This is a genomic window from Bacillus sp. FSL R5-0431 (genome assembly GCF_038002985.1).
Classification (GTDB): Bacteria; Bacillota; Bacilli; order Bacillales; family Bacillaceae; genus Bacillus.
This window is the reverse complement of the sequence record NZ_JBBOOG010000001.1, coordinates 14,360-28,983: the sequence shown is the minus strand read 5'-3', so window position 1 is coordinate 28,983 and position 14,624 is coordinate 14,360. Positions and strand designations below refer to the sequence as shown.

The 14,624-nt window shown below is 40.6% G+C and carries 12 protein-coding genes, 1 tRNA gene, 1 rRNA gene, 1 other RNA gene, 1 pseudogene and 1 other annotated feature; of the genes and pseudogenes, 6 read left to right on the top strand and 10 right to left on the bottom strand.

The window, feature by feature from the left end; translation table 11 throughout:
- Positions 1-150: 150 nt before the first annotated feature.
- Positions 151-415, bottom strand: an RNA gene (gene ffs / locus MKZ03_RS00135) — signal recognition particle sRNA large type.
- 76 nt (positions 416-491) lie between these two features.
- Complete coding sequence (gene tadA / locus MKZ03_RS00130; protein ID WP_003218102.1) at positions 492-968, bottom strand: tRNA adenosine(34) deaminase TadA; 477 nt, start codon at positions 966-968, stop codon at positions 492-494.
- 79 nt (positions 969-1,047) lie between these two features.
- On the opposite strand from tadA, the gene MKZ03_RS00125 reads away from it, so the two are divergent.
- The 4 genes from MKZ03_RS00125 to MKZ03_RS00110 all read left to right on the top strand — a co-directional run bounded on the left by MKZ03_RS00125 (position 1,048) and on the right by MKZ03_RS00110 (position 4,308).
- Positions 1,048-1,602 (top strand): isochorismatase family cysteine hydrolase, encoded by a 555-nt coding sequence (locus tag MKZ03_RS00125; protein ID WP_106043953.1) that lies wholly within the window; start codon positions 1,048-1,050, stop codon positions 1,600-1,602.
- A 99-nt stretch (positions 1,603-1,701) separates the two neighbouring features.
- On the top strand, positions 1,702-2,949 hold the full coding sequence (locus MKZ03_RS00120; protein ID WP_445662031.1) for a glycosyl hydrolase family 18 protein: 1,248 nt from the start codon (positions 1,702-1,704) through the stop codon (positions 2,947-2,949).
- A gap of 79 nt (positions 2,950-3,028) precedes the next feature.
- Positions 3,029-3,652: a deoxynucleoside kinase gene (locus MKZ03_RS00115; protein ID WP_034666096.1), complete on the top strand. Its 624-nt coding sequence runs from the start codon at positions 3,029-3,031 to the stop codon at positions 3,650-3,652.
- Positions 3,649-4,308, top strand: coding sequence for a deoxynucleoside kinase (locus MKZ03_RS00110; RefSeq protein WP_341030631.1), 660 nt, complete (start codon positions 3,649-3,651; stop codon positions 4,306-4,308). Before MKZ03_RS00115 ends, MKZ03_RS00110 begins: the two co-directional genes overlap by 4 nt.
- Before the next feature lie 89 nt (positions 4,309-4,397).
- Here MKZ03_RS00110 and MKZ03_RS00105 read toward each other — a convergent pair.
- The 5 genes and pseudogenes from MKZ03_RS00105 to pdxS all read right to left on the bottom strand — a co-directional run bounded on the left by MKZ03_RS00105 (position 4,398) and on the right by pdxS (position 8,641).
- Positions 4,398-4,490: transfer RNA gene (locus MKZ03_RS00105), tRNA-Ser, on the bottom strand.
- A gap of 129 nt (positions 4,491-4,619) precedes the next feature.
- Positions 4,620-4,952: pseudogene (locus tag MKZ03_RS18940) on the bottom strand (methyl-accepting chemotaxis protein); the annotation flags it as partial.
- A 599-nt stretch (positions 4,953-5,551) separates the two neighbouring features.
- A complete protein-coding gene (gene serS / locus MKZ03_RS00095; RefSeq protein WP_060595637.1) occupies positions 5,552-6,826 on the bottom strand; it encodes a serine--tRNA ligase in 1,275 nt (424 codons plus the stop codon).
- A 49-nt stretch (positions 6,827-6,875) separates the two neighbouring features.
- Positions 6,876-7,092 (bottom strand) — a binding site (T-box leader).
- Positions 7,093-7,145: 53 nt separating this feature from the next.
- Entirely contained in the window at positions 7,146-7,736 is a 591-nt protein-coding gene (gene pdxT, locus MKZ03_RS00090; protein WP_034666104.1) for a pyridoxal 5'-phosphate synthase glutaminase subunit PdxT, read from the bottom strand.
- A gap of 20 nt (positions 7,737-7,756) precedes the next feature.
- Positions 7,757-8,641 (bottom strand): pyridoxal 5'-phosphate synthase lyase subunit PdxS, encoded by an 885-nt coding sequence (pdxS, locus tag MKZ03_RS00085; RefSeq protein ID WP_341030630.1) that lies wholly within the window; start codon positions 8,639-8,641, stop codon positions 7,757-7,759.
- 245 nt (positions 8,642-8,886) lie between these two features.
- Here pdxS and pdxR point away from each other — a divergent pair, with 245 nt between their 5' ends.
- A complete protein-coding gene (gene pdxR, locus MKZ03_RS00080; protein WP_307500638.1) occupies positions 8,887-10,365 on the top strand; it encodes a MocR-like pyridoxine biosynthesis transcription factor PdxR in 1,479 nt (492 codons plus the stop codon).
- A 41-nt stretch (positions 10,366-10,406) separates the two neighbouring features.
- Here pdxR and MKZ03_RS00075 read toward each other — a convergent pair whose 3' ends face one another.
- Both MKZ03_RS00075 and guaB read right to left on the bottom strand, forming a co-directional pair.
- On the bottom strand, positions 10,407-11,732 hold the full coding sequence (locus MKZ03_RS00075) for a D-alanyl-D-alanine carboxypeptidase family protein (RefSeq protein ID WP_106031971.1): 1,326 nt from the start codon (positions 11,730-11,732) through the stop codon (positions 10,407-10,409).
- A 160-nt stretch (positions 11,733-11,892) separates the two neighbouring features.
- Positions 11,893-13,359: an IMP dehydrogenase gene (guaB, locus tag MKZ03_RS00070; RefSeq protein ID WP_066031457.1), complete on the bottom strand. Its 1,467-nt coding sequence runs from the start codon at positions 13,357-13,359 to the stop codon at positions 11,893-11,895.
- 121 nt (positions 13,360-13,480) lie between these two features.
- Here guaB and MKZ03_RS00065 point away from each other — a divergent pair, with 121 nt between their 5' ends.
- Positions 13,481-14,449, top strand: a complete 969-nt coding sequence (locus MKZ03_RS00065; RefSeq protein ID WP_060595635.1) for a YaaC family protein — start codon at positions 13,481-13,483, stop codon at positions 14,447-14,449.
- A gap of 11 nt (positions 14,450-14,460) precedes the next feature.
- Here the strand turns inward: MKZ03_RS00065 and rrf are convergent.
- Positions 14,461-14,576, bottom strand: a 5S ribosomal RNA gene (gene rrf / locus MKZ03_RS00060).
- Positions 14,577-14,624 lie beyond the last annotated feature (48 nt).

The window sequence follows — 14,624 nt, the reverse complement described above, 5'->3', positions numbered from 1 at the left end:
TTTTGTTCCTATTGTGATTAATGAAAAAACAAAAAGACTCTAAAAAGGTTTTTTGCCTATTTGTATAAACAAAGCAGCTGAGCTATTCTTTAAACAGCAACAAAAAACTCACCTAGATTAACTAGATGAGTTACATTTAATATTGATTTACCGTGCACCTTCTGTCGATTCGCTACCCCAAGCGTTACTTAAACAGTTAGCTCGGCCCAGGCAACCCTGCGGCACATGAGAGGTTTCACTTAATGCTGCTTCCTTCCGGACCTGACATGGTTCATGAATTCCCATTGCGCAGGACCCAGACGTCAACACCACTTATTTAAGGCAGACCTTGAAGTAAACGAACCTTGAGAAGGGATTCGGCCTCGCTAGAGCGGATTGCGAGTACAGGGCACCGCTACCTCCCCGCTTAGCACGGCAAAATGAATATTAAATTGTTAGTGACGCAGACATAAGTATACCTTCTTATAGCTGAAATTGCAAACGACATCCATTCATTTACTTTTGGCTTGTTTCTTTCGCTGACGGAGATTTCGGAAGAACTGACTTAACAGCTCACCGCACTCATTTTCAAGTACACCACCAATGACTTCAGACTGATGATTGAACCGTTCATCATCCAGTAAATTCATTAAAGTACCTGCACATCCACCTTTTGGATCGTATGCACCGAAAACGACCTTTTTCACTCTAGAAAGGACAATCGCTCCCGCACACATAGGACACGGTTCAAGCGTCACATAAAGTACAGCATCTTCTAAACGCCAGCTTCCAGTCGTTTTACACGCTTCATCAATAGCAAGTAATTCTGCATGTGCAATTGAACGCTGCTCTGTTTCCCTTAAATTATGAGCGCGGCTCACAATTTGGTCATCAACAACGATGATGGCACCGATTGGTACTTCTCCTATTTGTTCTGCTTTTAAGGCTTCAGAAATAGCTTCTTGCATAAACTGTTCATCTCTCGTCATAGCACGGCTCTCTTTTCATGTTTTTTAAAAGGATATTGAGGTTAACATATTAGCACAATCTTTTAAAGGGGGTCTTACTTTGTCAAAGCATCAAAAGGCACTGCTTATTATCGACATGATTAATAATTTTGATTTTGAAATGGGACATGTGCTCGCTAATAAAACAGAGCAAATGACCAATAAGATTTTAGCTCTTAAAGATCATGCTTTCAAGGAAAATTGGCCGATCATCTATATCAATGACCACTATGGTCTCTGGAAGGCTGATATTCAAGCTGTGATGGAAACATGCAAAAACGAAAGAAGCGCCCCTATTTTAGAGAAAATGGCACCATCTAAAGATGATTACTTCTTAATTAAACCGAAGCATTCGGCCTTCTACGGAACTGCACTAGAAACACTCTTAAATGAATTAGGTGTACAAGACATCATTTTGACTGGAATTGCAGGAAACATTTGCGTTCTGTTCACTGCAAATGACGCATACATGCGAGAATACAACTTAATTGTACCTAAAGATTGTATCGCATCAAATGACGACAGAGATAACGAATATGCTTTAACGATGATGGAGAACGTTCTACTAGCAAAAATCACCACTGCTAAAGAGATCACGAATGAAAATCAAACATGATTTATCCATAACCCTCATAAATTGTTAGCAATAACAAAGGGGGCGTTGACTATTCAAATTTATGTTGTCAAAAGAGGAGATACTTTAAACGAAATTGCCATGCGCTTTAAAACAACAGTCAATGAAATCATCCGTACCAACGATATTGAAACACCAAATCAACTCGTCATTGGACAAACAATTGTCATTCCAATTAGAGGACAATTTTATGAGGTCAAACAAAATGACACACTTTATCAAATTGGAAGACGATTTCGAATTTCAGTGGAGGAGTTGGCACGTGTGAATAGAATTCGGCCTGAAGCGATACTACCTATTCGCTTCTTGCTCTATATTCCTCAAAGACCGAAAAGGAACATTAATTCGAATGCTTACATTGAACCAAGGGGAAATCAAGTCAGTGAAAACTTAAAACAAGCAGCTAGAGAGGCCTCTCCATATTTAACCCATTTAGGCGCCTTTAGTTTCCAAGCGCAAAGAGACGGAACACTGAAAGAACCACCGTTAGATCAGCTACCTCAAATAGCCGCTCAGAGCAGAACCGTTTTATCCATGGTAGTGACAAACCTAGAGAATGAAAAATTCAGTGATGAACTTGGGCGAATTCTTTTGAATAACCAATCTGTCAAAGCCACATTTTTAAATGAAATCGTTCGTGTTGCTAAAAAGTATCAATTAAAAGAAATCCATTTTGATTTTGAATATTTACGTCCCGCTGATAAAGATGCTTACATTCAATTTTTAAGAGAGGCAACAACCCGCTTCCATCAAGAAGGATGGACAGTATCTGTTGCACTTGCCCCTAAAACAAGCAGTCAGCAAAAGGGAAAATGGTATGAAGCTCATGACTATGAAGCCATCGGGAAGATCGTCGATCATGTTGTGTTAATGACCTATGAATGGGGATACAGCGGCGGCCCTGCACAAGCTGTCTCTCCCATTGGACCTGTCCGCCAAGTCATTGAATATGCACTGACCGTCATGCCGGCCAATAAAATTGTTATGGGGCAGAATTTATATGGCTATGATTGGACGCTTCCTTACGTCCAGGGCGGCCCCATTGCTAAAGCCGTCAGTCCTCAACAAGCGATTGCAATTGCCAGAGAGAATAATGCCTCCATTCTATACGACGAAACAGCACAAGCACCTTATTTTCGTTACACAGATGCCACTAATAAAGAGCATGAGGTATGGTTCGAAGACGCTAGATCGATTCAAGCAAAGTTCAATCTCATCAAAGAGTTAAACTTGAACGGAATTGCTTATTGGAAATTAGGTCTATCCTTCCCACAAAATTGGCTCTTATTATCAGATCAATTTAATATTGAAAAAAGAACGACATCGTAACCCATTCGCTCTATCTCTCGGAAGGGGTATGGTACAATATACATTGGTTTGACAACTTTATAGATAGAGGAGAACGCCTATGTATCCTGCCCCTTTTATTGCAGTGGAAGGCCCAATTGGAGCCGGAAAAACAACTTTGGCTACAATGCTTGCGAAGGAATTTCAATTTCCTTTAGTAAAAGAGATTGTAGAAGAAAATCCATTCTTAGATAAATTTTATGAAGATATGGAACAATGGAGCTTTCAGCTTGAGATGTTCTTTTTATGCAATCGGGTCAAACAGTTAGAATCTATTGAAGAAAACTATGTGAGTCAACAGCAGCCGATTGTCACTGATTATCATGTCTATAAAAATATGATATTTGCAGAAAGAACATTATCAAAAAAGCACATGGATAAATACAGAAAGATCTATCACCTGCTAACAGATGATCTGCCTAAACCAAATGCCATAATCTATATAAAAGCCAGCCTTCCTACCTTACTTGAAAGAATACAGATGAGAGGACGCTCTTTTGAAGAAGACATCGACCCAGCTTATTTAAAAACACTCATTGAAGATTATGAGCTGGCCATTGAACATTTAAAACAGACTGACCCAGGGCTTCCTATCATTACAATTGAAGGAGATCATACAGACTTCGTTTCCTCACAGCAAGATTACCAGCAAATTGTACAGAACATAAAGGAGCAAGTACTATGAACAATATCGAAATACCAAAGGATGCATTGATCACAATCGCCGGGACTGTTGGTGTCGGAAAATCCACTATGACTAAAACGATAGCGGACAAGCTAGGCTTTCAAACCTCTCTTGAAAAAGTAGATGACAACCCATACTTAGAGCCCTTTTATTCAGATTTCCAAAGATGGAGCTTCCATTTACAGGTCTATTTCCTAGCCGAGCGTTTTAAGGAACAAAAGCGGATTTTTGAATCTGGTGGAGGATATGTGCAAGATCGTTCAATTTATGAGGACACAGGCATTTTCGCGAAAATGCATGCGGACAAAGGTACGATGTCTGAAGTAGATTATGAAACGTATACGAGTCTATTCGAGGCGATGGTGATGACACCTTACTTCCCTCACCCTGATGTACTCATCTATTTACACGGGGATTTAGATCATATTTTGAATCGTATTGAAGAACGCGGCAGAGAGATGGAAACTCAAACTGATCGAGCCTATTGGGAAGAAATGTACACTCGATATACGGAATGGATCGAACAATTCGATTTATGCCCAGTGATTAAAATTAACATTGAAGATTACGACTTACTTCATGATGAAAGCTCACTTGATCCCATTCTTCATGAAATTGCTTCTGTTATACAAAAAAATCGCTCTAAAACAAAATAAAAAAAACCGCTGCATTTCGCGAATGCAGCGGTTTGACAATTCCAATTTTTATGCTTGCGTTTTAATTCAACTAAGGTAAAAAATCAATATGGCGGAGGAAGAGGGATTCGAACCCCCGCGGGCTTTGACACCCCTGTCGGTTTTCAAGACCGATCCCTTCAGCCGGACTTGGGTATTCCTCCGTATCGACAAGAATTAATATACCATATCATTTTAATTCAAGTCAACATCTTTTCGAAAAAATTTTCAATAAGTTGTTTTGGTATGAGAATCTGCCCATAAAAAAGCAGCCATTAACGGCTGCTCTTGATCTATTTTGTATCCTGTCTAATCTCTTCAATAAACTGATTCATCTCTTCTTTAAACTCATTTAATGATTCAATAATTTTCGTAAAGTCTGTCACTTGTTTGGCTTGTTCATTTGTTGAGCTGCTGATTTGTGAGATGTTTTCAGACAAAGTGCTAATACTGTCTTGGATTTCCTTTAAGAAGGTATTAATGGTTTCAGCCGCTTCCTTTGAGCCATCTGATAATTTACGAACTTCATCAGCTACGACAGCAAACCCTTTTCCATTCTCGCCTGCTCTTGCTGCTTCAATTGCAGCATTTAGACCTAGCAAGTTTGTTTGTCTAGCGATCCCGCCAATGGTTTTGACGACTTCTTCAATATTTGCAGATTTCTCTTCCGCTCTTCCTGCCTGTTCGCTTATTTCTAAACTTGTGGCAGCCAGCTCTTGTGAATGCGCAGCAATTTGCTCGATTCCACCTTGGAGTTCTTTCGCTACATCATTGATATGCTCCATATAACCGCTTAATTTCTTTTCACGATGATGTGAAAATGCCACTAAAAAAGAGCCAATTACTTTTCTATCTTCATCAAAAATCGGGTAACCTTTTACAGCAATTTCATAACCATATAAAGACTCTGGTAAATGACCGTCATATTCTTGTCCTCTTAATGTCGTCGCCACGTTTTGGTCTTCTGGGTTCAATGGGTCCCCAACTTTCACGCCAAAATCTATTGTGTTAGACGGGTAGTAACAAAGCACCTTCTCTGTATCAGTGATGCCGAAAAGAATACTTTCATCTAGAACTTTTCTAATTAATTGAGCCATTTCAACATAATAGTCAAGCCTATTCAAGGTTATTCCTTCTTTCCTAGAAGCTTTTATTTTTTTATCGGCTAAATTTAGGAAAACTGTAGGACTTTTGGTAAAAAGAAATAAGATGCCATAGCGGCATCTTATTTCATCACTTCTTTATTTCCCATATAAGGACGCAGTACTTCAGGAATAATTACTGTGCCGTCCTCTTGTTGATAGTTTTCTAAAATGGCCGCCACGGTTCTTCCTACTGCTAAACCAGATCCATTTAACGTGTGGACATGCTCTGGCTTCGCTTTAGGCTCTGGACGGAATCGAATGTTTGCGCGTCTTGCTTGGAATGCTTCGAAGTTACTGCAAGAAGAAATTTCACGATACGTATCTTGGCTCGGAATCCATACTTCGATGTCGTATTTCTTCGCAGCCGTGAAGCCTAAATCTCCCGTACACATGCTCATGACACGGTATGGCAGGTTTAATAGCTGTAGGACTTTTTCTGCTTGATTTGTTAGTTTCTCTAATTCTTCATAAGAATCTTCAGGTCTAACAAATTTCACAAGCTCTACCTTATTAAATTGGTGCTGACGGATGAGTCCGCGTGTATCTCTTCCGGCAGATCCAGCCTCTGATCTAAAGCAAGCACTGAATGCTGCATAATTGATTGGCAGCTGTTCCCCTTCAAGAATTTCATCACGGTGCATGTTAGTAATAGGTACTTCAGCTGTTGGAATGAGGAAATAATCTTCTTCTCGGATTTTAAAGGCATCCTCTTCGAATTTTGGAAGCTGCCCAGTCCCTGTCATGCTAGCTCTATTGACCATGTAAGGTGGGAGCACTTCAGTAAAACCAAACTCATCGACATGTAGATCGAGCATAAAGTTATATAGTGCGCGCTCTAAGCGTGCGCCAAGCCCTTTATAAAAAACGAATCGGCTTCCTGTGACTTTTCCTGCGCGTTCAAAATCAAGAATGTTTAGCTCATCCGCTACATCCCAATGTGGTTTTGGCTCAAATGAGAAGGCCGGCTGTTCGCCCCATTTTCTCACTTCCACGTTGTCATCTTCTGTTTCCCCAACTGGTACAGTGTCATGAGGGATATTCGGAATAGAGAAGAGGATGTGCTGCAAGCTTTCTTCTACTGTTCTTAGCTCATCATCCAGCTTTTTAATCTCATCTCCTACCTCACGCATTTCTTGAATAATGTGATCGGCGTCTTTCTTTTCTCTTTTTAGAACGGCCACTTGCTGTGATACTTCATTTCTTCGGCTCTTTAATTCTTCTGTTTTCCCGATTAGTTCTCTTCTTTTTTGATCTAGCTCACCAAACTTATCAAAATCTGCTAAATCTTCGCCTCGGTGTGCTAATTTTTCTTTGATTTGATCAAAGTCCGTGCGCAGTTGTTTAATATCCAGCATGTGTAACACTCCTTTTTTTATCGAAAAATAAAAAGAGCCCTCATCCCATGAAAGGGACGAGAGCTCTCGCGTTGCCACCCTGATTGAAAACATGCAGAAGTATGCTTTCCTCTTTCCTCTGTAACGGTATCACCGTAAATGCTTACTTCTCGTGTTTCAGCATTTCGCTCAAGGATGGATTCAGACTGCATCTTTCACCGATTCGCACCAACCATCGGCTCTCTGAGAAAGAGGGGCTTCTTACTATTTCCCGTCAACGCTTTTTCGATCTTTGATTGTGATTTTAATGTACTATAAGTTTTATCTCTTTTCAACCGTTTTATACAGCGAGCTTCGTTTTGTAGGACTTCACCATTTCCACAAACAGCTGTGTTAACCGGTGATCGTCTGTCAGCTCTGGATGAAAAGAACAACCTAAGATATTGTTTTCTTTCGCCATCACAATCCTGCCATCATATTCAGCCATGATTTCTACGCTCACATCTGCGCTGATGATATGAGGCGCACGGATGAACACCCCTGTAAACGGCGCATCCAGCCCTTTTACTTCTAGATCTGCTTCAAAGCTGTCTACCTGTCTGCCAAATGAATTCCGTGCAACAGATACATTTAACAATCCAAGATGGGCATCTTCTCGATCTTCAATATGTTTTGCGAGCATAATCAAACCGGCACATGTCCCGAAAATCGGTTTCCCTTCTGCAGCGAACGCTTTAATCGGTTCAATGAATTGGTACGTATCCATGAGTCTCCTCATCGTCGTGCTTTCTCCACCAGGGATAATAAGACCGTCAACGGATGCTAGCTCTTCTGCTCGTTTAATGATCTTACCTTCTGCATCGCAAGCTTCAATCGATTGAATATGCTCTCTCACGGCTCCTTGAAGCCCTAGTACACCAATTGTTAGCATGTTCATTTGCGCTCCCTTAATTACCAGCCACGCTCTTGCATACGCTCTTCTGGCAGTAGATTTGAGATTTCAATTCCTTTCATGGCTGTTCCAAGCTCTTTTGAAAGTTCTGCAATGAGACGGTAATCTGTGAAGTGAGTCGTTGCTTCAACAATCGCTTTTGCAAATTTCGCCGGATTGTCTGATTTAAAAATACCAGATCCAACAAATACACCGTCTGCTCCAAGCTGCATCATTAACGCAGCATCTGCTGGTGTCGCAACGCCTCCAGCTGCAAAGTTAACAACTGGGAGCTTGCCATCTTTTTTGATTTGAAGCAATAATTCATAAGGTGCTCCTAGGTTCTTGGCTTCTGTCATCAGTTCATCTTCATTCATTGCTGCTACTTTACGAATCTGAGCATTGACCTTTCTCATATGACGGACAGCTTCTACAATGTTGCCTGTCCCAGGTTCCCCTTTCGTACGAAGCATCGAAGCGCCTTCTGCGATACGGCGGGTTGCTTCACCTAAGTCACGGCAACCACAGACAAAAGGTACTGTGTATTCATTTTTATTTAAATGGAATTCCTCATCTGCGGGCGTCAGCACTTCACTCTCATCGATATAATCAACACCAAGTGCTTCAAGAACACGAGCCTCGACAATGTGGCCGATACGTGCTTTTGCCATGACTGGAATCGTTACTGCATTTTGTACTTCCTCTACGATTCTCGGGTCTGCCATACGGGCTACACCGCCGGCTGCACGGATATCAGCTGGTACTCGTTCTAGTGCCATAACTGCCACCGCACCTGCTTCTTCTGCGATCTTTGCCTGCTCAGCATTGACGACATCCATAATGACGCCACCCTTTTGCATTTCTGCCATTCCACGTTTCACTCGTTCAGTTCCCTTATTGCTCACAATAGTTTCCTCCCATTTGTCAATTCGATTGATTTACCTCTTTATCATACAAGCGAGACAGTATAACAATAAAGAGAATAGTATAACAATTCAATCAGCCGACAAAAAAGCCTAAACCCTTGTATATAAACGATTTCTGGCTAAAAATAAGTCGTTTTTTCTTTGAAGTGTGATTTACATGCTATAATGCAACTATAACAATTGAAATTCATGTATAACAATTTTGCACTCAATGGAGGTTTCTCATGCATATTGATATCCATCGACATTCTGATACATCTCTTTCAAATCAGATTTACTTTTCGATCATTGATCATATCCAATCGGGTTTGCTTCAGCAGGGAGATAAGCTGCCAACTGTACGTGATTTAGCAAAGCAGCTGAATGTGAGTCTTGTCACGGCAGCAAAAGCATACACACGGCTGAAGGACGACGGATATTTAACGACTGTGCAAGGTAAAGGGACGTTTGTGGATGAGCTGCAAAAGCAGTCAGATATTCCGGTTCCATCATCTACCTCTTTTGATTGGCAGTTATCCATTCCGGATTATTTACCACGGTCTCAATTTGCTCAGTATCACTATGTCGAAGAAGCGATCAACCTTTCTTCCTCTATGATTGATCCAGGGCTTTTGCCAAACCGGTATTTAGAAAAAGAAATGCAGCATGTACTAGCCAGACATCCTCAAATCATGTCGAAGTATGGGGAAATTCAAGGGGATCTTCAGCTTAGGCAAGTCATTCAGTCTTTTTTAGAAAAGCTGGGTGTGCCTTCTACTCCTGAAAATATCCTTGTAACTAGTGGTTCTCAGCAAGGGCTTGATTTGGTTGCACGTGCGTTTATCGGTCCTGATGATGTAGTTGTCATGGAAGCACCAACCTATCCAGGCGCCATTGATGTCTTTATGGGTAGAGGGGCAAGAATTATTACAGTCCCTGTTGATCATGAAGGAATGAACATGAAGCAGCTTCAAAGCATTTGTGATAAATATAAACCAAAGCTCATTTACACGATTCCTACTTTTCACAGTCCGACAGGCGCCAGTATGTCAATGAAACGCAGAAAACAACTTCTCTTACTGGCTCAAAGTATTGATTGTCTCATTGTAGAGGATGATCCTTATCGTGAGCTATATTTCGAAAAGAAGCCGCCTACACCTATTAAAAGTCTGGATCATGATGGACACGTCATTTATTTACGAGGTTTAAGTAAAACACTTGCTCCAGGATGCAGAATTGGGATTATCACTGCTTCAGGCTCGATATTTAATCGTTTATTAGCTGCAAAGGCCAATAATGATTTAGGCAGCCCTCTTCTCACACAAAAAGCCATTCTGCCATTTCTGACTTCAAAGAAAATGATTGATCATACAAAAAAGCTGCGAACCGCCTTGAAGGTGAGACGTGATTTAATGATAGATGTGTTAACGAAGCATGCACCAAAAGATGTGACGTGGCAAATTCCTCAGGGCGGGCTCAATTTATGGCTTAGCTTTCCTTCCTGGGTCGATACACGTGCACTGCTGCATGAGGCACGTAAGCAGCAAATTACCTTTCTGCCTGGCTCTGTGTGCTATCCTGGAGAGCCGAAGCAAAACTATATCCGCCTCAGCTTTTCTTATGTGAATGAAAAGGCACTGACCGAGGGCGTGGAAAAGTTATGTGGTATTTTTCAGCAAGCCTTGTCCACTCCTCAAAATCAAAAACAATCGCTTTTCTTTTAACGATAAAAAAACTGCTCTCATGCATAGAGAGCAGTTTTTTATTAGAACCAACCTTTTACTGTGTCAACAATTCCGCCCCAAATGCCAGCGAAGAATCCACCTACACTACGCATTGCAAGGATGAACCAGTTGGCTTTTTCATCGCCTGTTTTCGTTATAAGCTCAACACCTGATTGATCTTTATTCAAATAGCCGTAGTCCTTCTCATCACCAGAATAAGAAGTCGTCAGCATGCCAACCTTCGTTCCTTTTTTAATAGGAGCTTCTAGTTTCTTTTTCTCGATATTTACTTTTGCTTTAAAGCTCTTTTCGTCGCCATTTTTTACTGGCACAGAGAAAGCTTCTTTCGTGACGACGGGTACTTCTTTGTCTTTGCCTTTATCGACTTCGATGTTTTCATGTCCTTTGATCTGTTGACCTTTTTTGTACATTTCTTTCATCGTGAAGTTTTTAAATGCATAGTCGAACAGTTTTTTCGCCACGTCGAAACGTGCTGTATGAAGATTACCTTTTGCATTCAAGATCACAGCGATGACACGCATGTCACCTTGTTTTGCGGTACCTGTGAAGCTAGAACCAGCTGAATCCGTAGAGCCTGTTTTCAGACCGTCTACACCTTCATATTCCTTCACAAGTCCTTTAAGCATGAAGTTCCAGTTAGGCATGTCCATTTCATCGTCTGTGCCTTCTCTGAACTTTGTTTTCGCGATACTTGATGTTTCAAGAATTTCTGGATGGTCTTTGATGAGATGCTGTGCAAGCAATGCCATATCTTTCGCAGATACTTCACTTTCTTCATCAGAACCTGTACCTTTTGGCTGTTTGCCATGTAAATCTTTATTTTCTAGTCCAGTTGCATTCACGAATTTGTAGTTAGTTAAACCAAGTTCTTTCGCTTTTGCGTTCATTTTTTCAACGAACTTCGATTCTGATCCAGCGATCACTTCTGCTAAGCCAATCGCTGCTGCATTTGCCGAATAAATAGCCGTTGCTTGATAAAGTTCTTTCACTGTATACGAGCCATCTTTTCTCAAAGGAACGTTTGATAAACTGCGGTCCTGAGAAATTTCGTATACATAATCATCTGGCGTATACGTTTGATCCCATTTCACTTTGCCTTCAGCAATCGCCTCTAGTAATAGATACTCTGTCATCATCTTTGCCATACTTGCAATAGGCAGTCTTTGTTCTGCGTTTTTACTATAAAGAATTTTACCTGTAGAAGCTTCAATTAGGATTGCTGCTTTCGCATTCACATTGAATGGATCTTCAGCTGCTTTTGCTTTGGACATTGGTGTAAATGCTGTCACAATCAATGCCAGTGCAAGGATAGAGACCATAAGCTGTTTCAACATCTTGCTGTTCAATCGTCATACCTCCGTATTCATCTTTTTTCGACGTATTTCATATATATTTAATCCACAAGGGCTTATTTCAACACAACAGTATAAATTTTATCACAATAAAGACAAAAAAAATAGACAGAGTCATAGACCCTGTCAAATGTAATTTGATTGTCACAATTTATCAAGAAATTGTGTAGTTTGGTGATTCTTTTGTAATTTGTACATCATGTGGATGACTCTCACGAAGTCCTGCACCAGTCATGCGAATGAACTGTGCATCTTCTCTAAGTGCGCGTAAGTCCTGAGTTCCACAATAGCCCATACCAGAACGGATACCGCCAACTAGTTGATACACTGTATCAACGACTGGTCCTTTGTACGGTGTACGGCCTTCAATACCTTCTGGAACGAACTTTTTATTATCTTCTTGGAAGTAACGATCTTTACTTCCTTTTTCCATTGCAGCGACTGACCCCATACCGCGATAAACTTTGAAGCGTCTACCTTGGAAAATTTCTGTGTCTCCTGGGCTTTCAGATGTACCAGCTAGAAGGCTTCCAAGCATAACAGCATGTCCACCAGATGCTAGAGCTTTTACAATATCACCTGAATATTTAATTCCACCATCTGCAATAATAGCTTTACCATGTTTTCTTGCTTCTGTTGCACAGTCATAGATCGCTGTGATTTGTGGTACACCAACACCTGCAACAACACGTGTTGTACAAATAGATCCTGGTCCGATACCGACTTTCACAATATCTGCTCCTGCTTCAAACAATGCTTTTGTTGCTTCGGCTGTTGCAACATTACCAGCAATGATATTAAGAGAAGGATACGTTTCACGGATTTTCGATACAGTGTTAAGAACACCTTGTGAATGACCATGTGCAGTATCAATGACAACGACATCCACATTGGCTTCGACTAATTTTCTCACACGAGTCATTGTATCGCCAGTGACACCAACAGCGGCACCAACAATTAAACGGCCATGTGCATCTTTAGAGGAGTTAGGGAATTCGATCACTTTTTCAATATCTTTGATGGTGATGAGACCTTTTAACGTTCCTTCGTCATCTAAAAGAGGTAATTTTTCAATTTTATATTGCTGTAGGATTTTTTCAGCTTCTTCTAACGTCGTACCTACAGAAGCTGTCACAAGTTCCTCTTTTGTCATCACGTCGCTAATCTTCATTGAATAATCCGAAATAAAACGAAGGTCACGGTTCGTAATAATACCAACAAGCTTTTGATCTTCTTCGTTATTTACAATCGGTACACCTGAAATACGGTATTTACCCATTAGGTGCTCTGCATCAAATACTTGATGCTCAGGTGTTAAGAAGAATGGATTTGTAATAACGCCGCGCTCTGAACGTTTTACTTTATCCACTTGTTCTGCTTGTTGCTCAATAGACATGTTCTTATGAATGATACCAAGACCACCTTGACGTGCCATTGCAATCGCCATTTGTGATTCCGTCACCGTGTCCATTCCTGCACTGATAATTGGAATGTTTAGTTTTAATGTGCTTGTTAACTCAACTGATAAATCGACATCACGCGGAAGTACTTCAGACTTAGCTGGAACAAGCAAAACATCGTCAAACGTCAAACCTTCTTTTGAAAATTTACTTTCCCACATTAGTAAATCCCCCTCTTTTCGGCAAAATATTATATGTAGATTATCAACTAGGAAACAGCATGTCAAGGAAGCAACAAACAGTTGCAATTTTTAGAAAATATAAAGAGAGTTGAGGAAGAAGATGAAAAGTTCAGGATGGAAGGATTTAAAACGTTTTTACTCACTCGAAACTTCCCAAAAGTTTCTATATCAACAATATGAGAAACGAAGCATTCAAGATGCAAACCAGCAAGCCTATAAAAACTGTGAACGGTTTATTTACTTTTTAAAGCATGGCCATACGTTCTATGAACAGGCAGCTATCGCTCCACTCGAACTGAAGCCGATTTTATTGTTTTATGGAATGGCTCAGTTGCTAAAGGCATGTTTACTGACAGTTGATCCTCACTATCCTTCTCAAACCTCTGTTTTGGCCCACGGCGTAACATCGAGAAAGAGAAAGAAGCAGCACTACCGTTTTAGTGAAGATGAAGTGAAAATTCAGCGAAATGGACTATGCATGCATGTGTTAAAGCATCTATTTCATTTAAATGGTCTTGAAGATGAGCGATTTACGATGATTCATCTCCTTTCAAAGATACCTGAAATGAGTCATATTCTGGAGTTTCAAAAGCAGCCCTCGACATTAGTTAAAGTGGAAAAGGTTAATGGGATGATGATTCAAGATCATATTCCATTGCTTTATAACATGTCTGCTGAACGCTTTATTGAATACTTTGAGTTCCATACAAGTTGGAAACTCAAGCAAAGAGAAGCCAAAAAGCTGACGTTTGATGTAGCTCTAGAAGAAAATCCAGCGCTCGCTACTCATCTACATTATGATTTAGAAATGGATCAATGGTTTATTCCGTCAACTCGTGATTCATTTTTAGGGATTCCTGAGATCATCAGCCATTACTTATTAATGTATAACCTCAGTATGATTGCCCGCTACGAAACTGAATGGTGGTACGAGCTGCTGTCTCAATACATTAGTGATGATTACGTCATGATTGAACGCTACATGGAGATTGCCGAAGAGAAGTTCCCAGCTTATATCATGATGCTGTTAGAAGAAAATACAAAAAAGACCAGTTCCGTATGGAACTGATCCTTAGAAAAGCTTGGCGGCGTCCTACTCTCACAGGGGGAGACCCCCAACTACCATCGGCGCTGAAGAGCTTAACTTCCGTGTTCGGTATGGGAACGGGTGTGACCTCTTCGCTATCGCCACCAAACCTGATGGAGAGAATGTTCTCTCAAAACTAGATAACAATGTTCAAGCT